The following is a 23214-nucleotide window of genomic DNA, read 5'->3' as shown; positions in this document are numbered from 1 at the left end:
CAACTCAAAAGGAGGGGAACAAGATGAAAAGATTCTTAGGTATTTTAGTTTTTGTCGTTATGGTTTTATCGGTTTTTGCAGGGCCTAATCACTTAGTAATTTTCCACATGAACGATACTCACGGACATGTGTGGGGAACGGAAGATGGTGGAGGATTCGCTAGGGCAGCTACCCTGATAAATCAAGCAAGAGAAGAAGTGGCAAAGGAAGGCGGAGCAGTACTTTTTCTACATGCTGGAGATGTAAACACAGGGATTCCAGAATCCGATCAGTTGGATGCAGTTCCTGACTTTTTAGCTTTACATTACATGGGTTTGGATGCAATGTCTTTGGGGAACCATGAATTTGATAAGCCATTCGAGGTGCTTGAGAAGCAGTACGAAGTAGCACAATTCCCATTCTTAGGGGCAAATTTTGTCAATGAAAAACGTGGAGGACCAGTTTTTGAACCATATATTATAAAAGACTATGGTGATTTCTCCGTTGGAATTATAGGTCTTGTTACTGAACAAACGAAAGTTTTAGAACCAATTTATTTAGGTGAAAATACAATTGTGGATGCAGAAGAAACTTTAAACATGTATCTTCCAATTGTCCAAGAAAAAGCTGATGTAGTTATAGTCCTTGCGCACTTAGGTTATCATGCGGATGGTGGAAGACCTAACTTGTCTGTTGAGTTCACTACCTCAGATGAGCTGGCTGAAAATGTATCAGGAGTAGATATTATAATAGACGGACATTCTCACACATTGTTAGAAACACCTGTAGTAATTAATAATGTTATAGTAGCACAAGCTGGTGATAACGCAGAGAACATTGGGAGAATAGATTTATGGATTGATGATGGTAGGATAGTAGATTGGAGAGGAGAAGTAATTCCACTAACATCTGATATCCCTGAAGATCCTTTCATAAAAATGTTTACAGATGCTTTTTATCAACTTGGATCGGAGGCTTTGAATGAGGTTGTTGGAGTGACAAAAGTATATCTCGATGGGGAACGAGCCCACGTTAGAAGTGACGAAACGAATCTAAGCAACCTTATAGCGGATGGTATGATTTGGAAAACAGGTGCAGATGTTGCTTTAATGAACGGTGGCGGGATAAGAGCCTCTATTGAAGCAGGAGAGATAACCTACAGAGACATTTTGACTGTTTTGCCTTTTGGAAACACATTGTACGTTTTAGAGTTGACTGGGAAAGACATAATGGATGTTTTAAATTATGCTGCTACAATTCCTGATGGTCAGGGAGCTAAGTTACATGTTGCGGGGTTAACTGCAGAAATAAAAGGTGGAAAAGCTACAAACGTAAAAATAAACGGTAAACCCATTGATTTGAACAAAACTTATAAAGTTGTTACCAACAACTATGTAGCTGCAGGTGGAGACGGATACACAATGCTTGCAGGTAAACCTGGTTACGATACATACTTTAGAGATGCGGATTCTTTACGTGAATATATTGCTCATTTGGGAACTATAGAAGATTATACTTCCCAAGAGAGATTGATAGAATTAGATCAAGTTAAGTAAACAATCTAAAAGGGGTGTAAGTAAAATCTACACCCCTTTTAGATTCATGTTAAGTAACACTTTTACTTCTTGTTTGGTATTTCTTTTTTTTTAACTTCTTTTTTGACGAAAAACTTAAAGCAAAGGGGTGATTTTATGTTAAAAAGAGGCATTTTATCGTTTGTTTTGTTTTTGAGTGTGTTCTCGTTGTTTTTTGCTGAGACGATAGAAGTCCAAATTTTAGCAACTTCAGATTTGCACGGACGCTTTTTACCTTATGATTATGCCTTAAACCAACCTAATTATAGTGGAAGTATTGCACAAGTCTATTCGATCATAAATGAGTTGAGAAGTGAAAATCCTGACGGAACTATATTGATTGACAATGGAGATACAATCCAAGAAAACCTTTCAAACATTTTTTTAGAAGATGCCATACATCCCATGATTTTTGCTATGAATGAAATGGGTTATGATGCATGGATTTTAGGTAATCATGAGTTTAACTATGGGGTCCCAACACTTAAAAAGATTATGAGACAATTCATGCCAGTGGATGATAATCCTAACAGTGTTTTGTGTGGCAATGTTTATAATCCCGATGGAACAAGGTTAGCTGCCCCTTATAAAATAGTTACCACAGGGAATGGAGTAAAAGTTGGAATAATAGGTATGGTTACTCCTAACATAGTAAAATGGGACGCTGCAAATTTGCAGGATTACATTGTTGTTGATCCTGTGGATGAGGTAAGAGTAGCAGTTGCACAACTAAAAGGACAAGTTGACGTGATTGTGGGAGCTTTTCATATGGGAATCGAAGAAGAATATGGGACCTATGGTTCTGGAATCATAGATATTCTAGAAAAGACACCTGATTTAGATGTTGTTATTGCGGGTCATTTCCATGAAAAAATTGCTGAAACTTACTATTATAATGGAAAGTTGTATAAAGCTGTTAATGGTAAGATTATCGATGATCAAAAAAATGACATTACGCAAGAAGTGAAGCTCAAAGGAACTTTAATTGTGGAACCCGGAAAATGGGGGCAGACGTTATCACAAGTGGTATTGGAACTACAGAAGGAAGGGGATAAGTACGTAATAGTTGATAAAAGTTCCGCCAATTACGATGTAAAAACTGCTACTGGAACAGTACCACCAGACAGTGAATTGGAGAAAAAGCTTCAACCTTTTCACTATAAGGCTTTAGACTATGCTAACGAGGTAATAGGAGAATTAAAAGGTGGATCTTTAGTTCCTCCAGATGAAATAAAAGGTATCCCACAAGTATACATACAGCCCACCGCTATGATAGATTTGATAAATTCCGTTCAAATGTATTATGGAGAACAAGTAATAGGTGAAAAAATAGATGTATCAGCTTCTGCAGCCTTTAGATCAGATGCAAATATAAAAGAAGGTCCTATTAAAAGATCAGATATTTCTTTAATTTATAGATACGACAATACTTTGTATGTACTAGAAATAACAGGAAAGCAGTTGAAGAAATATATGGAATGGTCGGCTTCTTATTACAATCAATACCAACCTGGAGATTTAACTATTTCCTTCAACCAAAAAATTCCGGGTTATAATTATGATATGTTTAAAGGGGTTTATTACGAGATCGATGTTTCAAAACCAGTAGGTCAGAGGATAGTAAATTTAAGAAAAATCGATGGTACACCTATTCAAGATAATGATGTATTAACGTTGGCAGTCAACAATTATAGAGCAAATACCCAACTTTTGACCTATGGTCCAATATTTGAAAAAGGAGAACCGCTGCCAAAGCTTCTTGGTAGAACCGAAGATCATCCTGACTTTTCAGCTATAAGCGGAGGAGATCTTAGAAAACTCATAGAAAAGTATATAATAGAAGTAAAAAATGGTATGCTTACCCCAGAATATGAAGAAAATTGGAAAATTGTAGGTACCGATTGGGATGAAGAATTGCACGATAAGCTTAAGGAATTATCCCATGAAGGAACCGTGGAAGTAAGCTCATACAAACCTGTTAGGATAGAGGATATTGAAGTATTTTTATAACTCCTAACTTCATAATATAATTACAAAAGAGACTCATGAAATAATTTTTGTTTTCTTTATGAGTCGTCCAGATAAACGGAAATAATGTTTCAGAGTGGTAATGTAACTAAATAAATAAATAAACAAACAAAAAGGGGTGTGAGTAAAATCTACACCCCTTTTAGATTCTTCCAAAGTATTTATCTAAAGTTTTAAAGGTGATTTGGATCATTATTGGCCTACCATGTGGACAGGTTAGTAATTTTTTCTCGAAAATGGTGTTTAAAAGTGTTTCCATACCGGTAGGATTATCTCTAGTTTTTACAGCCGCTCTACATGCCATAGTGGCTAAGTTCTTATCAAGTATGTTTGGTTGCTGATCAAAATTTGATATTCTTAGATCATCCGCTATTTCAAATATCAATCTTTCGGCATCATCAATTTTCACAAGGGAAGGGAGCCCTTTCACAATAATTTCTTTTTCATCTTCTTCTAATTTTATACCCAATTTTTCTAAGTGATCTTTATTTTCTAAAATTATTCCTTTTCTTACTTCATCTAAAGCTATTATAACAGGGGTAAGTAGAAGATCGGAAGTAAGTCCGCCTTTTTCGTATACGTTTTCCCTTAAAATTTCGTATATATAACGTTCATGTGCGGCATGAAAATCTACTAAAAGTAGTTTGTCTTCTCCTTCAACGACGAGATATCTTTCAGCAACTATTCCCAAAATTCTTAATTTTTCTAAAGAATTTATTTTTTCAACAGGAGTAAACGTCTGATTCTTTTGATATTCAAAACCTTTAAAATCAAAGGTTTTTGATGGTTCATAAAGTTTATAACTATTATCAAAATGATTTTGTTCTTCTTGAAGATCTTCTATTTCAGAGTTATTGAAAAATTCGTCTGTGTTTTCAAAATAATCTGTATTTGTAGGGTTTTGTGAAAAATCAACTTTTTGTGAACTTTCGTTCTTGTTGTATAAATTTTGAACAGAAAATGAAGAAGTTTTTTTATTTAAATCAATTGTATCGTTACTATTTATGAATTCCATGGTAAAATGAGTATTCTTCTTTAGGGACTCTCTTACAACTTTTTTCAGTAAAGAAGCTACCATCTGTTCGTCAGTGAATTTTACTTCCAGTTTTTGAGGATGGACATTTACATCTACCATATCTGGTGGTATTTCTATGAATATTATTCCATAAGGATGAATTGATTTTTCAAGTATCTCGCCGTAACCCGTCTCTAAGACGGAGTAGAGTGAAGCTACCTTAATATACCTGTTGTTTACAAAAAAGTGTTGGGCGGTTCTGTTATTTCTTCCAACTTTTGGTTGCGAAATAACTCCAGATATTTTGCACAATGAATCGTTGTGTTCAATTTCTATAAGATCATCTCTTTTTAATTCAGGATATATTTTTAAACATTTTGTAATGAGATCCATATCTGAAGAGAATTTGTAGATTTCTTTGTGGTCTCTGATGTATGTTAAGTTAATGTTGTTCGTAAAAGCAAACTTTTCTATAATCTCTGTAACGTATCTCCCTTCTGCAGAATCACTTTTAAGAAATTTTCGGCGTGCAGGAATGTTGAAAAAAAGATCCATAATCTCTATTTTCGTTCCATTTGATGAATTAACTCTCTTTTTTTCTATTATTTTTCCACCTAATATTTCCAACATTGTTCCAACTTCTTTTTCGGGTGGTTTGGAGGTCATTTTCATTCTAGAAACCCTTGAAATTGAAGAAAGGGCCTCACCTCTAAAACCAAATGTTTTTAGTTTATAAAGATCCTCAATGGAGAAAATTTTGCTTGTGGTATGAGGAAGTATAGATAATTCTAATTCTTCTTCTTCCATCCCAATTCCGTTATCATCGACTTTTATTAACGATTTGCCACCATCAAGTATTTCAACGGTGATACTATCTGCTTGGGCATCTAAAGAATTTTCTACCAATTCTTTAACTACGGAGCTTGGGCCGGATACAACTTCTCCAGCCGCTATTTTCATTACCACTTCAGGGTTAAGCACTTTTATTCTCATAAAGAACACCTCTTCAAAGTATAACAGTTCATATATTATTATATCATCTTTAAAAAACTCAACCTCAAAAAATAGCGAATTTTTGTTATAATAAATACATATAGGAATTTTATAAGGGGGAAATGCAATTGAATATAGGAATGTTTTCCGATACTTATTTACCACAGAAAAATGGAGTTGCAACCGCTATAAAACTCTATAAGGATGAAATGGAAAAAAGGGGGCACAATGTATATCTATTTGTTCCAAAATATAAATTTGATTATAAAAGGAACGATGATAAAATTTTTGAATTTCCTGCTGTTAAGTTCCTCTTTGAGAAAGAGCAAAGGATTGCACTACCTTTTTCTCCAGAAATTTTTAAACTTAAAGAGTTAAACTTGGATATAATACATTCTCATGATCCTTTTTCTATGGGAATTCTTGCAAGGGTTGTGTCACGCATGCTGAAGTTAAAACACGTAGCAACACACCATACCATGTATGATTATTATTTGCACTATCTACCATTGATAGTTAGACCCCAACCAGAATTTGTTCAAAGACTTATAAAAAATTGGTGTTTAAAAACAGATAAAATAATTGCTCCTACAGACAATATAAAAGAGACGCTCGTCGAATATGGTGTACCTTCCGAACATATAGTAACTATTCCAACCGGGATAGACTTAGCTTCTTTTGATAAACCTATTAACTGGGATTTGAAAAAAGAATATCCACAAATAAAAGAAGACGACAGAATTCTTTTATTTGTAGGTAGGCTGGGAAAGGAAAAGAATATAAGTTTTCTTTTGAAGGTGTTTAAAAAAGTACTTATGGATGAAACAAAGGTAAAATTCGTTATTGTTGGTGGAGGGCCTGAAAAAGAAGAGTTAGAAAAGTTAGCTATGGACTTAAATATCGCTGAAAATGTTATTTTTACAGGCCCACAACCAAGAGAAAAGGTTATAGATGCCTACAAACAAGCTTATTTATTTATTTTTGCTTCTTACACGGAAACACAGGGATTAGTTATTCTTGAATCTATGGCTGCTGGTACGCCGGTAGTCGCTTTGGGGAAATTGGGTGTTTATGATATACTTTCTCAAGAAGATGCAGGTGGAATTATGATCAAAGAGTTAAATGAAGATGATTTTTCTCATGAAATACTCAAAGTGTTAAAAGAGTCATCAACATACGAAGAATTAAAAAAGAAAGCTGAAATTTTTGTTAAAAATAATTATTCCATCGAAAAGTGTGTAGATATGATTTTGGAACTATACCAAAAGGAGATAGTAAGTGTATGAAAAAATTCGAGGAAATTATAAATCCCCAACTTGCGGATCTGCGTGAAATACCAATAGAGAACTTTTCTTATATTGGAGACGCTGTTATAGGTTTGATTTACAAGGTGAAATTGTTGAAGGATGGAAGGATTAAGACAAGAGACCTTTATGAAAAGACGAAAGATTTTTTAAGCGCAAAAGCTCATTCAAAGTTTGTTGATATTGTGTTAGATCATTTAACTCCAATAGAGATGCAGTATTACAAACGGGCTGAAAATTCAAACGGTGCCAAGAAAAGAGGCAACGATAATGATTATAGGAAATCTACAGGATTTGAAGCGGTCATTGGATATCTTTTTTTGACTAAAAGTTACTCAAGAATCGAGGAATTATTGGGAGTGATCGATAATTGTATATATACGGAAAAAACATATTAAAAGAGATTATTGAAGCTCGTTACCCTGTAAAGCATATTTTTTTCAGTAGTTCTAAAACAGAAAGAGGATCTTTAAAAGAAATCGTCGAAGATGTTGCAAATTTAGGATATTCTTACAGTTTTTCCCCCAATGAAGTTTTGGAAAAGATGGCTTTAACAAACAAACATCAGGGAATCGTTATTGATATCGGGAACGATTTTAAATATGAAAATTTGGATATTATAGAAGGAAAAGAAAAACTGTTTTTAGTAATCTTGGATCAGATTCAAGATCCGCATAATTTTGGAGCTATTGTAAGGACTTCGGTGGCCGCGGGGGTTGACGCCATTATAATACCAAAAGATAATGCTGTTGAAGTCACTCCTGTTGTTATAAAAGTATCTTCTGGTCAAATATTTAAGATACCGATAATTAAAGTAACCAATCTTTCAAATACAATAGAGACATTAAAGAAGGAAAATGTTTGGGTTTATGGAGCAGATGTTGAGGGTAAACCTTATTATGAAATCGATTGGCAAGGAAAAATATGCTTGGTTTTTGGAAATGAAGGAAACGGCATTCGAAAAAACGTTAAAAACCATTGTGATGAATTAGTAAGCATTCCGATGTTTAACAACGTTGAGTCTTTAAATGTATCGGTTAGTTCAGGAATTATACTTTTTGAAGCGAAGAAACAAAGAATTTTTAATATGTAATTATAATTCAAAATTTTATGGAGGTGTATGTTGTGAGTAATACAACAAGAAAAGTTTTTACTGTGATGGTATTTAGCATACTGTTTGCTGTTATTTCATTTTCTCAAACGGATTCAACTCTCAAAATTGGTTATGTGAATTTTGAAAAGACAGTAGAAAGTTATTACAAATGGAAGGATTTGGAATCCATGTATCAAATCGATCTACAATATTATCAAGGAAAAATCAATGAAATGGAACAACAGTTCAAGGATTTACAGAGTTCGGGGGCAACTGAGGAAGTCCTGCAACAAAATCTTCAACAATTACAAACTCGTGTAAATCAATATCAACAGGAATTGCAAAATGAGTATCAACAGAAAATGGCAAATATCACTTCGGAAGTAACAGTGAAGATAGCTCAGTATGCAAAAGAAAATGGGTACGATTTAATTTTAAATGAAATTGGTGTAGTTTATTACAATCCAGAATTAGATTTAACGGAAAAAATTATTCAATATTTGAATGAGAATTAAAAATAAATAATATGGAAAGGGTTATTATTGATTGTAGAAACATTAGCAAAACATATGGAAAAAAGATGGTATTGAATAATGTTCAATTTCAATCAAAAGCCGGTTTAATTACAGGATTACTTGGGCCAAATGGTGCAGGGGAAACAACTCTTTTTAAGATAATTTTAGGGTTAGTTGTTCCCAATTCTGGGGATGTTTTCCTCGATGGTAGAAATATAACCCATCTTCCTATACACAAAAGAGCGTTGAATGGATTGGCTTATCTACCTCAAGAACCGTCTGTTTTTAGGAACTTATCTGTAAGAGATAATCTTGAAATGATCGCCGATCTTCTTAAAATTGAAGATGCGAATCAAAAAATTAAGAGTATAATGGAAGATTTTGGATTAGATACTTTAATTCATCAAAAGTCTTATTCTCTATCCGGTGGAGAAAAAAGAAAATTAGAGTTTGCTAGAACGTTGATAACGAATCCAAAAGTAATCCTTTTGGACGAGCCTTTTGTTGGTATAGATCCCATAACAGTTAAGGATATACAACAAATAATTAGAAAACTTGCAAAAAGTGGGATTTCAATAATTGTTACGGATCACAGTGTCGATGAAATTGCTCAGGTAGTTGATGAACTTTATGTTTTACACAAAGGTGAAGTTATAGCTAATGGTGTTCCAAAAGATGTTTTGAATAACGCAAAGGTCAAAGAAAGTTATTTGGGTTGGTGATCGGTTTGAATGTAGGGGTTATCGGGTATTCTGGGAATATCTTTAAAGATCCAATTAAATCGTTAGCTTCACTTTGTTATGATGTCGGTAGAATTATAGCAGAGAATAATTGGATTCTAGTGAACGGCGGACGTGATGGAATAATGCAACTAGTTTCAAAGGCCGTAAAAAATAATGGTGGGCATGTTATTGGTTTTTTACCGTGGGAACAAGAAGGGAACGGTTATTTGGACTTTCCTATAAAAACAGGGCTTGATCTTAATATGCGTTCTTTTGTTTTGTTAAAAAATGTCGATGTGGTCGTAAGTATAGGAGGGGAAATCGGCACGGCTATAGAAATTTTGGGGGCTTATTCGTACAAAAAACCGATATTGTTAATGAAAAATTCAGGCGGATGGACAGATAGGATAACTGAAGTTTTGATAGAAGGTAAGTTTCTTGATAATAGAAAATTAGTAGAGGTAAAACAAGTATCTTCTATTGATGAACTTGAAAGAATTTTGAAAGGTATTGAAGAGGTGAACAACTAATGATAAGAGTAAGATTTGCTCCAAGTCCCACGGGTCATCTACACGTTGGGGGTTTAAGAACAGCCTTGTTTAATTGGTACTTTGCCAAGAAAAATAATGGGAAGTTTATTCTAAGAATTGAAGATACCGATATGGAACGTTCCAAAAAAGAGTACGAGGATGCCATTTTAGAAGAAATGAAATGGGTAGGCTTAGATTACGATGAAGGTGTAGATAAACCTGGTGAATATGGGCCATACAGACAAAGTGAAAGACTAGACATATACAAACATTATATAGATCAACTTTTAAATGAAGAAAAGGCTTATTTTTCAGTTACTAAAAACGATGAAATAATTTTTGAAGGTAATAATCTTCTAGACAAATATAAAAAAAACAATGATTATTCTGTGGTTGTAAAGTTTAAGGTTAATAATGATCAAAAAATATCTTTTTTGGACGATGTTAGAGGAACCATACAATTTGATACATCCAATATAAATGATTTTGTTATTCTAAGATCAAACGGAATTCCTGTTTACAATTTCACAGTTGTGATAGATGATTATCTGATGAAAATAAGTCATGTTATAAGGGGAGAAGACCACATCTCTAATACACCCAAACAAATTTTAATATATAATGCTTTATCTTTTGAACTTCCAAAATTTGCCCATTTGCCTTTGATTTTGGGTGAAGACAAGTCTCCTTTGTCTAAAAGGCACGGAGAGGTTTCTATAACTTATTTTAGAGAAGAAGGGTATCTTCCTAAAGCTATATTGAATTACTTGAGTTTGTTAGGGTGGAATGCCAACGAACAGATATTTGATTATACGGAAAAATATCAGGAATTTGATCTGAAAAAAGTTTCAAGAAATCCTTCCATTTTTGATTACACCAAACTTCTATGGACAAATGAAGTACATTTGAGAAACGATCCAATTGAAGAAGTACACAAAAGTTTTACTGAATGGGCTAAATATACAACCGTCAAGATAGACAATGAAGATTCTTTTGTGAAAAAAATTATAGAAGCTTCCAGAGCTAAAGTTCAAACATTAAAACAACTTTATGAATTTTCCAAAAATTTCTTTGTTGAAGAATTCGAATACGAAGAGGAATTTATCGAAAAATACATGAAAAAACCTTGGTTTAAGCAAGTCATCGAGGCAACGATAAGAAAACTCTCAGAAATTGATGAGTACAACCTTGCAAATGTAGAAAATACTTTAAAAGAAATAGCGGATCTAAATATAACTAGTAGAAAAAATGTTTTTCAGACAATAAGAGGCTCTCTTTTAGGAAGATTAGTAACTCCTGGTTTGTACGAATCTATAATTATTTTAGGAAAAAATGAGAGCATTAAAAGGTTAAAAAGAGCTTTGGAATTCTCAAATACTTTGGATATTAATCCAAGAAGGTGAATTCTCTGTGTATCCTTACTTAAAAGGAAAAAATATTTTACTCGGTGTAACAAGTGGAATCGCCATCTATAAAGCGGTAGATCTAATTTCTAAGATGAGACAGATTGAATGTAATCCAAAAGTTATCATGACAAAAAATGCCCAAAGGTGGATATCCGACCAGATTTTTTCTGCAGTAGGTAACTGTGAGGTTTACTATGAAACTTTCGATGTTAAAAGCGGTTGGATACCCCATACAGAGCTTTCTAGATGGGCAGAACTGTTTATCGTCGCCCCTGCGACCGCAAATATAATAGCCAAAATATCACATGGAATTGCCGATGATCTACTTTCTTGTACCGCTTTAGCTTATTCGAAAGCTCCTAAACTAATTGTCCCTGCAATGAACGTTAGGATGTATGAAAATCCCGTTAATAAAAAGAATTTAGAAATATTGAAACAAAATGGTTGGTCTATAATAGAACCAGAAGAAGGTCACTTAGCAGATGGAGAATTTGGTAAAGGAAGGTATCCGGATAATAGTGAAATATTAGAATACAGTGAATACCTACTTTCCAAAAAGGATTTCATGAATAAGAAAGTTTTAGTAACAGCCGGTCCCACGGTCGAAAATATTGATCCTGTAAGGTTTTTGTCAAACAGGTCCAGCGGAAGAATGGGTTACGAATTGGCAAGAGAATTTGCAAACAGAGGAGCTGAGGTTACGTTAATATCTGGGCCCACAAACTTGAGACCACCATCTATTGTAAAAAAAATCATAAGAATAGAAAGTGCGGAAGAATTAAGAGAAAAGGTATTAGAGGATTTTGAAGATAATGATATAATAGTTATGACAGCTGCAGTAAGTGATTTAAGAATAAAAAATTATTCTGAACAAAAGTTAAAAAAAGATACAATAGTTAATCTAGAGATTGAGAAAAACCCTGATATAATAAAAGAATTAGGAAGGAAAAAAAGAGTTGGTCAAATACTTGTTGGATTTGCTGCAGAAACAGAGAACTTAAAAGAGAATGCCATAAAGAAATTAAAAGAAAAAAAGATGGACATGATAATTTTGAACGACGTTTCAAGAAAAGATATAGGGTTTGAAAAAGAAGAAAACGAGGTGACCATTTTTACTAGTAAGGAGGAGCTTCGACTTGAGAAAAATCACAAAAGGATTATCGCTAATAATATTTGTGACTTTATTTTCAGTACTTTTTTCTGAAGATTATTTTCATTTGTATCCTGCTGAATATGATCAAACTCAAAATACTGTGAAAATTAATTTAGAAAGTTATATAAATATCACGCAAAAACCAAATGTATACATATATGATGGGGGAGATAGAAAGAAATTAACTTTGTATGAAAAAGAAGACCGTGAATTCTTCTTTTATGTTAATTTAAATGCTTTTAAAGGCAATTATTATTCATTCTTAGTAACTTCTACAGATAAAGAAGGGCGTTATGTGTCACAGTTTTTTGCAAATTTTTTGGAAAAAGCCTTATTTGCTCCAAATATAGAAGTTGAAATAACTACCTCTGTTGTGGAAAATGGGTATCAATATTATTTGGATTATTATCCAGAAGAAAATTTGGAATTAGTGAAAGTACAGGTAGAAAATACCGTTTTTGAAGATCCGAATGAGTTCTTAAGGTTGCTGGGTAACTTTGAAGAGGGGTTTCATGATTCTGTTTTTACTTTTAGAAATAGATATGGAATACATTTTGAGCGAAAAGTTACCTTTTTGAAAGTGGCGAATGTTGTTGCCACTGAGAACGTTTTAAAACCAAAGCAAAGATATGAAGTATATGGTTACCATATCGTACAAAAAGGTGAGAGTTTGTACAAAATCGCTGAAAAATACAAAGTTCTTCCTGGAGATTTAGTTAATATGAACGATCTAAAAGATCCTTCTTTGATATATCCTGGACAAGCTTTAAAAATAGGAAAAGTAAAATACGAAGAAAGTCCTTTACGCTTAGAAATAAACCTTTCACAAAATAAGATGTACTTATATTTTCATGATCAGTTGTTAAAAACTTATATAGTTGCGGTTGGTATGAGTGATTACACACCACCGGGTTACTATCGAATTTCATACAAAGAGAAAGATCCTGCGTTGTATTGGTACGATGAATATATACCTCCTGGATCTCTAATGAATGGAATGGGAACAAGATGGTTACAACTTTCAAATCCTCAATATGGGATTCATGGCACAACAAAGCCATGGGAAATAGGTAAAAGGATATCTCATGGATGTATAAGGATGTTCAACTTTGATGTGGAAGTTATAGACTTTTTGGCATCTTTAGGGACCGAGGTTTATGTGTACAATGGAGAAAATAAAAAAGAATCCTGAATAGGATTCTTATGGCTGGGGTGGCTGGTGGGATTTGAACCCACGACATCCTGAGTCACAGTCAGGCGTTCTTCCACTGAACTACAGCCACCAAAAATTTGGTGCGCCTGGGGGGAATCGAACCCTCAACCCTTGGATTAGAAATCCAATGCTCTATCCGTTGAGCTACAGGCGCTGGAGCGGCCGACGGGAGTCGAACCCGCAACCCTTGGCTTGGAAGGCCAATACTCTACCAATTGAGCTACGGCCGCATTAATACATTAATGGTCGGAGCGACTGGGCTTGAACCAGCGACCTCCGGTGCCCAAGACCGGCGCGCTCCCAACTGCGCTACGCTCCGCTGCCTTACTTTTCAAAATATATAATATCACAAGGAATCTATTTTGTCAATATTTAATTTCTTTTTAATTCTTCTAAAAATCAAATCTCTACTATTCAATTTTTTTTATGATAAAATTATATCAAGGGGAATGGGACGTTCTTAAACGTTGCAGCAATTAGGATGGGAGGTGTTTTATGAAAGTAAAGAAATTGGATAAAAAATTGTTAGATACATTTAGGGCAGATGAACCTACAATACAGGAATTGAGAAATATTGCAAAAAATTTAGGAGTTAAACTAAAACGAAATATGAATAAAAAAGAGATTTTAAAAGTGGTTAGAAAAGAGATTAAAAGGTTAGAGGAATCTTCAGATAACAAAGTTGAAGAGATTTCAGATTATACAAAATTACCAAAGAATCCACAAAAGCTTCCAAAATCAAATGAATCAAAAGATCTTCCTCAAAAGTACGAAAGGGAAAAACTAAAAATAATGCCGGTCAATCCCAACTGGGTATATGTTTACTGGAACATTTCTGAAAAAAGCAGAAAAAAACTAAAAAAATTATCAAAAAACTCTAATATTACAATCAGGGTCATAAAAAAATCAAAAGAGGATCAAGAAGTAGAAAAAAAAGTTATTGAAACAGATTTAAAATTAGACCAAAACAGCAATACTTATTTTCATCTCCCACAAGATAATTCCGCCTATGTTGCTTTCCTTGGGGTAAAAAATGAAAATGGCGAATTTACTCCTTTAATAGAATCAAATGAAATTACAACACCTTCTTCATCCATTAAAAGTTCAGATAAAGAAGAATGGTTTTTGATAGAAGATGGAAAAATTATCAAAGAAGATAAAAAAAAAGAACCTGGACTTTGGAAGGTAGAAAAACATCAGAGCAGTAGTGAAACAATGTTTACAAACAAAAGAAAATTCAACGATACCAATTTTGGAAGTGATTGAAGTTATGAAGAGTAGAAAAGGGAAAATTTTGTTCTTATTACATGCTCATCTGCCTTATATTCATCATCCGGACTTTGAAAATTTTATGGAAGAAAGATGGTTTTTTGAGGCATTAACTGAGACATATATTCCTTTAATAAAAGTTTTTAAATCTTTAGAAAAAGATAAAATTCCATTTAAGCTTACAATAAGTCTTTCTCCAACGTTGATGGAGATGTTTAATTTAAAGGATTTAAGAGAAAAATATCACAAGTATTTATTAAATTTGATAGAATTAACCGAAAAAGAAATAATTAGGACAAAAGATGAAGACCCTAGGATACACCAACTCGCCCAACATTATAGGCGAGAATTGATAGAAGATTTAGATATTTTTTGTGAAGAATATAATCAAAATATATTAAAAGCTTTCAAGGAATTTAAAGATAAAGGTTACATTGAAGTGATAACATCTAATGGCACTCATGGGTATCTACCTTTTTATCGGGATTATCCAGAGGCTATTAGAGCTCAAATAAAATCAGCCGTGTTAACCTTCAAAAAAAACTTTGGTGAGCATCCTATGGGTATATGGTTGGCGGAATGTGCTTATTTTAAAAGTCTTGACAAATATTTATCAGACGAAGGTATACGATACTTTTTTGTGGGTACACATGGTTTTACTTATGCAGACAGTCAGCCAAGGTATGGTGTGTATAGACCCATAATCACCCCGAATAAAGTTTTTGTGTTTGCCAGAGATCCTGAATCAAGCGAGCAGATATGGAGTTCTGAAGTTGGTTATCCAGGCGATTCAAGATATCGTGAATTTTACAGAGATATTGGTTATGACAGAGAAGATGACTACATTAAGCCATATATAGATCCAAGTGGAACAAGGTGTAATACCGGAATAAAATATCACCGTATCACCGATAAATCATTATCTTTAGACAAAAAAGAAATATACGATCTTAGAGAAGCAAGAAACGCTGTAAAAGAACACGTCAAAGATTTTATATTTAAGAAGACTTCGCAAATTAGGAAGTTAGCGGCAATTTTAGATGAAGAAGAACCAATAATTGTGGCTCCTTTTGATGCTGAACTTTTTGGTCATTGGTGGTATGAAGGTCCGAAATTTTTGGAAGAGCTTTTTAGGCAATCATCTGAAAACGAATATTTAGATTTTTCTGTACCTACTGAGATTTTACAAACAGTTAAAAAAGTTCAAATCACTTATCCCGCAGAATCCTCTTGGGGTGCCGGTGGATACCATGATGTATGGCTCAATGAGAAAAATGATTGGGTTTATAAGCATATTCACGAAATAACTGAAAGAATGATAGAAAAAGCCAATACTTTTAAGAACCCTTCAAATTTACAAAAAAGGGCTTTAAATCAGATGATGAGAGAGGTTCTCCTTGCACAAGCGAGTGATTGGCCTTTTATAATGACCACAGGAACCACTATAGAATATGCAAAGAATCGAGTTAAATGTCATATTAACAGATTTTTGGATCTTGACAAAATGTTAGAAAAGCAACAAGTTAATGAAGAAAGGCTCTCATTTTATGAATGGATAGATGATATCTTTAGAAATATTGATTACACAATATTTTCGAGTGATTATAGAACAAACTAATTTATTGAAAATTACTACATGAAGGGAGGATAAAAACGTTGCCAGAAAAATATTTTGAGATAAGATGGCATGCAAGAGCAGGGCAAGGAGCAAAAAGTGCTTCTCAATTTTTAACGGAAGCTGCAGAAGAAGCTGGAAAGTATTCCAGTTCATTTCCAGAATATGGAGCGGAAAGATCCGGTGCTCCGATGAAAGCTTTTAACAGGGTTGCGGATGTCCCTATAAGACTTAAAAGTAACATAGAGACCCCCGATGTGGTGGTTGTCATAGATGACACACTTTTAAAAAATTCGGAAGTAACATCTGGATTAGCTGAGGATAAATTGTTGTTGGTCAACACATCTAGAAGCATTGAAGAAGTAAGAAAATTATCAGGGTATAAAGGAAGAATTGGTGTAATACCTGCTACGGAGATAGCATTGGAAGAAATAAAAAGAGGTATACCTAATACAGTTATGATAGGAGCTTTGATAAGAGCCACTGATGTAGTACCTTTAGATGCCGTTAAAGAAAAAATCAAGGCTGCTTTCTCCAAAAAGTTCTCCGATGAAGTAGTGAGAGCTAATATTAGAGCACTTGAGAGAGGTTACCAGGAGGTGAAACTCAGTGAGTGAGTTGAAAGGATGGAAAGAAATCCCCATTGGTGGCGTAATTGATAAACCTGCCACCGCAAGGGAATACAAAACCGGTGAATGGAGGATTCAAAGACCAATAATAGATAGAGAAAAGTGTACTAACTGTATGCAATGTTGGCTTTATTGTCCAGATATGGCTATAAGTGGTGGGCTTGACGGTAAAAAAATGAAATTGGGAGAAGTGAATCTAGATTATTGTAAGGGCTGCGGTGTTTGTGCAGCTGTCTGCCCAGTTAACGCCATAGAAATGAAACCTGAATCAGAATTTATTTAGAGAAAATGTGAAGGAGGTTAAAATATATGCCCGTAAAACTAACGGTTACTGGAGCTGCTGCTGTTGCACATGCTATGAGACAAATCAATCCAGATGTAGTAGCAGCTTACCCAATAACACCACAAACACCAATTGTTGAATATTATGCAGGATTTGTATCCGATGGTATTGTAGATACCATATTGGTTCCTGTGGAGTCAGAACACTCCGCGATGAGTGCGGTAATAGGTTCGGCGGCCTCTGGGGCTAGAACTATGACAGCCACTGCTGCAAATGGGTTGGCATTGATGCTAGAAATAGTTTATATAGCTGCTTCTTACAGGCTCCCTATAATAATGCCTGTAGTCAATAGGGCATTATCAGGGCCCATTAATATTCACTGTGATCATTCCGATGCAATGATGGCAAGAGATTCTGGATGGATTCAATTCTTCACTGAAAACCATCAAGAAGCCTATGATTTTACAATAATGGCAACTAAATTGGCGGAAAAAGAGAATGTATTGTTGCCTGCAATGGTGAATTTAGATGGTTTCATTACCTCTCATGGAGTGGAAAGCTTCGAGATGTTAGATGATGAAGTGGTAAGGGAGTTTGTTGGAAGTTGGAACCCTAAATACTCTCTTTTAGATACTAAAAATCCTGTTTCCTTTGGTCCATTGGACCTTTTTGATTATTACTTCGAACATCATCGTCAACAAGAAGAAGCTATGACAAATGCTTACAAAGAGCTTCCCAGAGTATTTGAGGAATTTGAAAAGATATCTGGAAGAAGATACGATTTTCTGGATTTGTACAAAGTGAATGATGCTGATTATATAATGGTTGTTATGAATTCTACTGCATCTACAGCAAAGTATGTTGTAGACCAGCTTAGAGAAGAAGGACATAAGGTTGGATTGGTGAAGCCTCAAGTCTTTACTCCTTTCCCTAAGAAGGAGTTTCAGCAAGCTTTAAATGGAAGAAAGGGAGTAGTTGTTTTAGACAGAGCAATGTCTTTTGGGAAAGAAGCTCCCCTATATTCTTTAGTAAAATCTTCTTTGTACGAAGTTGCTTCTCGACCTTCTTTAGGTTCTTATATTTATGGTTTAGGAGGAAGAGACACAACCCCTGAAATGATAAGAGAAGCATTTGAAGATGCCCTTCAGGGTAATCTAATAGCTGATGAACAAAGATACTTGGGATTAAGAGAATAACCGGAGGTGAATAATTGTGCCTAATATTAGAGATATAGTAGGATACGTTGAAACACATGATTGGTCTTTTACACAAGGACATAGATTATGCCCAGGGTGTAATGCTCCGATGGTTGCAAATTGGGCTACTTTGGCCGCAAAAAGTTTGGGTTATGAACCTGTAGTGGCAGCTGCCACAGGTTGTTTGGAAGTTTCTTCCACAATATACCCATTTACTTCTTGGAATGTACCTTATATACACAATGCCTTTGAAAATGTTGCTGCAACAATCTCTGGGGCAGAAGCCGCTTACAGATCTCTATTAAACAGAGGGAAAATTAACAACGATAAGATAAAATTTATCGCATTTGCTGGTGATGGCGGCACTTACGATATAGGTTTACAATCTTTATCTGGAGCTATAGAAAGAGGACACGATTTTGTTTACATTTTGTATGATAACGAAGGTTACATGAACACAGGTAACCAAAGATCTGGGTCCACTCCTGTGGGTGCCGATTCAACAACTGCTCCAGTAGGTAAATCTATATCAGGGAAGTTACAATTGAAAAAGAGTATAGTTGATATAGTAGCCGGTCATGAAGGTGTTTATGCCGCAACCGCAGTAACGGCTGAACCTTGGGATTTTATGAGAAAGATGCAAACAGCATTAGAGTTCAAAGGACCTTCTTTCATTGCTATGCTGGCACCATGTGTAAGATTTTGGAGAATTCCTGACGATTCAGGTCCAGAAGTAACTAAATTAGCTGTCGAAACAAAGTATTGGCCATTATGGGAATACAATATGGGTGTTTATAGGGTTACTAAGAAGCCAAAAACATTCAAACCAGTAAAAGATTACATAACTAAATTGGGAAGATACAGTAAACTTATGAAAAGACCAGATGCAAACGAAATACTGGAAGAACTACAAAATTATGTAGATGCTAAATGGGATAGGTTGTTGGCTTTAGAAGAAATGACTAAAGATAAACCTCTTAGAACAAAAATATAGAAATTTTAAAGGGGATATTAATTTATCCCCTTTTTTCAATAATAAAAGATTAAACATTGGGGAAATTCAAAAAAATGTGGTAAAATTAAAATCAAAGTCAGTTCGTTTCGAAAGATAATGAAATTTCAAGAGTTTAGGAGGCATTACTGCATGAATAATTGGTTTAAAAAACACGAAAGGCTGATCACTATAATAGTTATAGCAGGATTTTTGGCAGGTATAGTTTGGTGGTCCGTGGCAACTTATGTTTCATCTCGAAACCCTGTGATTAATTCACAAAGTGGAAATACACTGAGAAAAGAAGACTCTGTTTTGGTGATCACTAAAGACGGCGAAGATTTGGATTACCCATATTGGATAATGAAGAGTGAAGTAGATAACATAACTCAGCAGCAAGCACAGATCTATCAACAGTATTACGGTCAACAGTTGGATCCTGTTTTTGATTATTTATCACTTGATAATCAGGTGGTAGATCTACTCTTTGACGAAAAAATTGTACGATATTACGCCGAGCAAAGCGACCTTTTACCCTCCAATGAGGAAGTGAATAATCAGATAAATACACAAGTTGATCAATATATAACTCAATACAAATTTGATGAAACAAATTGGAATAATATGCTTCAGTACTACGGTAGTGAACAAAATATACGAAACATATTAATTTCGGGTTTACAACAAACAGTGGAGACAGATTTAATAAATAATGCGGTTAAAGACGCAGTCGCTTCAGTTTCCAGGGAAGATGCTCTAGCCTATATAGAACAAAACTTTGAAAGTATAAAGAATGATTATGAAGAAGTTAGAGTACAGCATATACTACTTTCAGATGAAGCAACCGCCAATAGCATCAAGGAAATGATTGCAACAGGTGAGATAACTTTTGAAGATGCTGCTTCCTTGTATTCATTGGATACTTCTAATGCTACTAATTCTGGAGAAATTGGATGGATAAAACATGGGAATTATGAACAAAGTTTTGAAGATGCAGTTTTTAATGGACAAGTTGGTGAAATTATTGGGCCTGTACAAACTTCTGAAGGCTTCCATTTGATAAGAGTGCTTGATAAGAAAATATTTGAAAAGCCTGAAGATATATTTTTGTACGTTGATGTATATGCTGAAGTAGAAAGTACAGTTCAAGGTCAAAAGTATGATAATTGGTTGTCTAATTACAAAGAAAGTGAGAACTTTGGAAGGAATTATTACGATGCAAAATTGATGTATATGTACGAATTAACGAAGGCGGGTACAGATGTAGAAAGATTAGAAGAATTAGCGAAAGAACTAGAAGGTATTGTGTTCGAGGGTACTGAAATTTCAATGGAAGTTGATTCTGATTATTTGGCTGTATATACGATGGTTGTAACCCAATTATTGGGTTTATACAGTGATAGAACTACTTCTATAAATCAATATCTTAGCTTATCTGAATTTGTTGATCCAGATATTGTTTCGCTGGGTTTGGATGCCATAAATATTAGGCTCGAAGAATTGAACGCTCAATCATATACGGACGAAAGTACCTCATTATTAGCCGAGATATCGAAATATCAGGATGCTCAAAGTTATCTGAGTTCCAAAGAAGCCCTTGAGAATTTTGGAGTAAATACTACAGAAGATGCAAGTGTTGTTAGATCAGAATTACAAACTAAATCACAAGATTACACTGAAAAGTTAAAAAAGGTTTTAGCAGATCTATATGCACAGTACCCTTCTTCTAACTCAGTAGTTCAACTTTATTATCAGTTGAACCCCCAAGATCCAAAAGTAAAGGTTAGCTATTCGAAGTTACAGTTGGATCAGTTGAAACAATATTCCTATTATTTAGGATCTCAATATTTATTTACTCTATTTCAACAACAAATCACTGAGATTTTGGTGAATGTTCAAACAGTTGTTGATTCTACGCAAGCAGCAACCGATACTAAATTAGAAGCATTAGATGTTGGACTAGATTTAACTGATTTGTTAGGGCTAAAGGAAATTAAATTGTCTTATTTGGAAACAATAAAAGAGATCGATCCAAACTATTATACTAATATTGATAGTATGATAGAAAGTTTGCAAAGAGAAATACAAGAAGCAAACAATACTTCTGATACTTCTACAGACACATCTCAAATTGCAACTCAGTCGAATATTCAATAATCGGAATGAAGAAAGGGAGGTATAACCTCCCTTTTTTTGGCTGGGACGGTAGGATTCGAACCTACGAATAACGGAGTCAAAGTCCGTCGCCTTGCCGCTTGGCTACGTCCCATTCATTAAGTCTACAAAAATCATTATAACATATCAATATTATTTTGTCAATACAACCGTTTAAAACTCCTTTGCGATTAGGTATCCATGACTTGTAGCATAGGTTATCGACCGAGTCCATCCGCTACAGTCTCCAATTATTTTTACATTTCCAAAGAAATCGTTGTTTATCTTATTTGCATAAAATTTAACTTCTGCTCCATATAAGAGATTATCTGGGTAAGTAACGCCTTTTACAACTGTTTCTAATCGTTCCAAAAAATCGATTATTGATTCTATAGTACGTCTGGGAAGAGCCAGATTCAAATCTCCCAAAATGAAGTTTTTGGGATCTAACGTAGGTTCAACTCGCCCTAATTTTTTTGTCCTTTTTGAAGCTTTAAAATCTTCATAGCATTGAAGTATAACCTTGTCTCCACCAGCAAGGATATTGGAAAGCTTTGCGATATAAGAACCGTAACCTACAGGGTCGTTGAAAGGCTGAGTGAACGAATGAGTAACCAAGATTGCAAAATTAGTGTTGGCAGTCTTTTTAGTAGTATTTGCATGACCATTAACCGTTAAAAAGTCGTCGTAACTTTCCAAAGTAACCTCTCCACCAGGATTGTTGCAAAAAGTTCTCACAATATACCCTGTTTTAGTTTTTAATCTAATTTTGAATTCGTACATCTCTTTGTTTAAGTCGTCCACTATATGATTAGGAAGTTCAAATCTGACACCAAGATCAACCTTGTCATTTGATAAGACTAAATCCGGATGATCTTTGACCATATCCGATACTAATTTATGACCTCTTCTCCCAACGGCAACAACAACCTTGTCATAGGTTTTTTCACTTCCACTACTTGTTACTACGGCAACCTCTGGGCCAGGAATAACTTTGATAACTTCCTCACCAAATATAAAATTTATGTTATTGAATTTTGAGAATTCTTCGAAAATGTTTTTTACGGTTTCTATTAGTAGTTCTGTACCCAGATGAAAAAAGTGAGATCTTACGGGTTCAAAATCCGCATCGTAGAACTTTTTATATAGCTCTTCGTTTTCAAAAGAATCGCCTTTTTCTAATTTATTGGAAAGCTCTAATTTTTTATCCTCATCCAGCTTTGCTAATCCAGATTTTGTGAGATAATATTCTACTACTTTCTTTTGAATATTCAACGGGATAACTAAATCTCCCCCCATTTCTTTTGAAATAAATAATTTTCCATCGTATTTCAAACCACCGAATCCTGCACCTTCTAAATTCTCACCTTTTTCATAAATATCTATCTTGTAGTTATCAATCTTTTGCTCTTCTTGTAGCCCTTTTAAGAAACCTATAGAAGCTGCGCCGAAACCTATGATAGCTATCTTTTTCATAAAACTCCCTCCCATTAAATCATTTGCTATCCTACAAAGGTTCAATTTCTATTGACAAGAGTTTATAAATATAGTA

Annotated in this window: 20 protein-coding genes and 5 tRNA genes; 18 read left to right on the top strand and 7 right to left on the bottom strand. The window is 34.4% G+C overall.

The window, feature by feature from the left end; translation table 11 throughout:
* The first annotated feature begins 23 nt into the window (after positions 1 to 23).
* Both PMOB_RS03130 and PMOB_RS03125 read left to right on the top strand, forming a co-directional pair.
* Positions 24 to 1535: a bifunctional UDP-sugar hydrolase/5'-nucleotidase gene (locus PMOB_RS03130; RefSeq protein WP_012208439.1), complete on the top strand. Its 1512-nt coding sequence runs from the start codon at positions 24 to 26 to the stop codon at positions 1533 to 1535.
* Positions 1536 to 1670: 135 nt separating this feature from the next.
* Positions 1671 to 3563 (top strand): 5'-nucleotidase C-terminal domain-containing protein, encoded by a 1893-nt coding sequence (locus PMOB_RS03125; RefSeq protein ID WP_012208438.1) that lies wholly within the window; start codon positions 1671 to 1673, stop codon positions 3561 to 3563.
* A gap of 160 nt (positions 3564 to 3723) precedes the next feature.
* Here the strand turns inward: PMOB_RS03125 and mutL are convergent, their stop codons facing one another.
* Positions 3724 to 5589, bottom strand: coding sequence for a DNA mismatch repair endonuclease MutL (gene mutL, locus PMOB_RS03120; protein ID WP_012208437.1), 1866 nt, complete (start codon positions 5587 to 5589; stop codon positions 3724 to 3726).
* Positions 5590 to 5717: 128 nt separating this feature from the next.
* On the opposite strand from mutL, the gene PMOB_RS03115 reads away from it, so the two are divergent.
* The 9 genes from PMOB_RS03115 to PMOB_RS10200 are packed head-to-tail and all read left to right on the top strand — an operon-like array spanning position 5718 to position 13504.
* On the top strand, positions 5718 to 6875 hold the full coding sequence (locus tag PMOB_RS03115; protein ID WP_012208436.1) for a glycosyltransferase family 4 protein: 1158 nt from the start codon (positions 5718 to 5720) through the stop codon (positions 6873 to 6875).
* Positions 6872 to 7291, top strand: coding sequence for a Mini-ribonuclease 3 (locus PMOB_RS03110; protein WP_012208435.1), 420 nt, complete (start codon positions 6872 to 6874; stop codon positions 7289 to 7291). Before PMOB_RS03115 ends, PMOB_RS03110 begins: the two co-directional genes overlap by 4 nt.
* On the top strand, positions 7264 to 7986 hold the full coding sequence (rlmB, locus tag PMOB_RS03105; protein WP_012208434.1) for a 23S rRNA (guanosine(2251)-2'-O)-methyltransferase RlmB: 723 nt from the start codon (positions 7264 to 7266) through the stop codon (positions 7984 to 7986). The genes PMOB_RS03110 and rlmB overlap by 28 nt, the downstream gene beginning before the upstream one ends.
* A 32-nt stretch (positions 7987 to 8018) precedes the next feature.
* The gene (locus tag PMOB_RS03100) at positions 8019 to 8501 is read left to right on the top strand and encodes an OmpH family outer membrane protein (RefSeq protein ID WP_012208433.1); all 483 of its coding nucleotides are present in this window, start codon (positions 8019 to 8021) and stop codon (positions 8499 to 8501) included.
* A gap of 11 nt (positions 8502 to 8512) precedes the next feature.
* A complete protein-coding gene (gene lptB / locus PMOB_RS03095) occupies positions 8513 to 9223 on the top strand; it encodes an LPS export ABC transporter ATP-binding protein (protein ID WP_012208432.1) in 711 nt (236 codons plus the stop codon).
* A gap of 5 nt (positions 9224 to 9228) precedes the next feature.
* On the top strand, positions 9229 to 9753 hold the full coding sequence (locus PMOB_RS03090; RefSeq protein WP_012208431.1) for a TIGR00725 family protein: 525 nt from the start codon (positions 9229 to 9231) through the stop codon (positions 9751 to 9753).
* The gene (gene gltX / locus PMOB_RS03085) at positions 9753 to 11156 is read left to right on the top strand and encodes a glutamate--tRNA ligase (RefSeq protein WP_012208430.1); all 1404 of its coding nucleotides are present in this window, start codon (positions 9753 to 9755) and stop codon (positions 11154 to 11156) included. The genes PMOB_RS03090 and gltX overlap by 1 nt, the downstream gene beginning before the upstream one ends.
* A gap of 7 nt (positions 11157 to 11163) precedes the next feature.
* Positions 11164 to 12363, top strand: a complete 1200-nt coding sequence (coaBC, locus tag PMOB_RS03080; RefSeq protein ID WP_012208429.1) for a bifunctional phosphopantothenoylcysteine decarboxylase/phosphopantothenate--cysteine ligase CoaBC — start codon at positions 11164 to 11166, stop codon at positions 12361 to 12363.
* The gene (locus tag PMOB_RS10200) at positions 12296 to 13504 is read left to right on the top strand and encodes a L,D-transpeptidase family protein (RefSeq protein ID WP_049755234.1); all 1209 of its coding nucleotides are present in this window, start codon (positions 12296 to 12298) and stop codon (positions 13502 to 13504) included. Before coaBC ends, PMOB_RS10200 begins: the two co-directional genes overlap by 68 nt.
* 16 nt (positions 13505 to 13520) lie before the next feature.
* Here the strand turns inward: PMOB_RS10200 and PMOB_RS03070 are convergent.
* The 4 genes from PMOB_RS03070 to PMOB_RS03055 form a co-directional block, all read right to left on the bottom strand.
* A tRNA-His gene (locus PMOB_RS03070) sits at positions 13521 to 13595 on the bottom strand.
* 8 nt (positions 13596 to 13603) lie between these two features.
* Positions 13604 to 13679: transfer RNA gene (locus tag PMOB_RS03065), tRNA-Arg, on the bottom strand.
* Positions 13680 to 13755: transfer RNA gene (locus PMOB_RS03060), tRNA-Gly, on the bottom strand. It lies immediately after the preceding tRNA gene.
* 13 nt (positions 13756 to 13768) lie between these two features.
* Positions 13769 to 13844: transfer RNA gene (locus tag PMOB_RS03055), tRNA-Pro, on the bottom strand.
* Positions 13845 to 14020: 176 nt separating this feature from the next.
* On the opposite strand from PMOB_RS03055, the gene PMOB_RS03050 reads away from it, so the two are divergent.
* The 7 genes from PMOB_RS03050 to PMOB_RS03020 all read left to right on the top strand — a co-directional run bounded on the left by PMOB_RS03050 (position 14021) and on the right by PMOB_RS03020 (position 21665).
* Positions 14021 to 14791 (top strand): DUF4912 domain-containing protein, encoded by a 771-nt coding sequence (locus PMOB_RS03050; protein WP_012208427.1) that lies wholly within the window; start codon positions 14021 to 14023, stop codon positions 14789 to 14791.
* A gap of 4 nt (positions 14792 to 14795) precedes the next feature.
* The gene (locus PMOB_RS03045; protein WP_012208426.1) at positions 14796 to 16412 is read left to right on the top strand and encodes a glycoside hydrolase family 57 protein; all 1617 of its coding nucleotides are present in this window, start codon (positions 14796 to 14798) and stop codon (positions 16410 to 16412) included.
* A 38-nt stretch (positions 16413 to 16450) separates the two neighbouring features.
* Complete coding sequence (locus PMOB_RS03040; RefSeq protein WP_012208425.1) at positions 16451 to 17026, top strand: 2-oxoacid:acceptor oxidoreductase family protein; 576 nt, start codon at positions 16451 to 16453, stop codon at positions 17024 to 17026.
* Positions 17019 to 17321 (top strand): 4Fe-4S binding protein, encoded by a 303-nt coding sequence (locus PMOB_RS03035; RefSeq protein ID WP_012208424.1) that lies wholly within the window; start codon positions 17019 to 17021, stop codon positions 17319 to 17321. Before PMOB_RS03040 ends, PMOB_RS03035 begins: the two co-directional genes overlap by 8 nt.
* 26 nt (positions 17322 to 17347) lie before the next feature.
* A complete protein-coding gene (gene porA, locus PMOB_RS03030; RefSeq protein ID WP_012208423.1) occupies positions 17348 to 18517 on the top strand; it encodes a 2-ketoisovalerate ferredoxin oxidoreductase subunit alpha in 1170 nt (389 codons plus the stop codon).
* 13 nt (positions 18518 to 18530) lie between these two features.
* Positions 18531 to 19511 carry a thiamine pyrophosphate-dependent enzyme gene (locus PMOB_RS03025; protein WP_049755229.1) on the top strand — a complete coding sequence of 327 codons (981 nt, stop codon included), beginning with the start codon at positions 18531 to 18533 and terminating at the stop codon, positions 19509 to 19511.
* A gap of 150 nt (positions 19512 to 19661) precedes the next feature.
* Positions 19662 to 21665, top strand: coding sequence for a peptidylprolyl isomerase (locus PMOB_RS03020; protein WP_012208421.1), 2004 nt, complete (start codon positions 19662 to 19664; stop codon positions 21663 to 21665).
* A gap of 37 nt (positions 21666 to 21702) precedes the next feature.
* Here PMOB_RS03020 and PMOB_RS03015 read toward each other — a convergent pair.
* Positions 21703 to 21777: transfer RNA gene (locus PMOB_RS03015), tRNA-Gln, on the bottom strand.
* Between the two features lie 59 nt (positions 21778 to 21836).
* The gene (locus PMOB_RS03010) at positions 21837 to 23138 is read right to left on the bottom strand and encodes an NAD(P)/FAD-dependent oxidoreductase (RefSeq protein WP_012208420.1); all 1302 of its coding nucleotides are present in this window, start codon (positions 23136 to 23138) and stop codon (positions 21837 to 21839) included.
* Between the last annotated feature and the right edge of the window lie 76 nt (positions 23139 to 23214).

It is taken from the genome of Petrotoga mobilis SJ95, assembly GCF_000018605.1.
GTDB classification, from domain to species: Bacteria; Thermotogota; Thermotogae; order Petrotogales; family Petrotogaceae; genus Petrotoga; species Petrotoga mobilis.
Note: the sequence above shows the minus strand (reverse complement) of the source record. Positions and strands in the feature narration are given on the sequence as shown.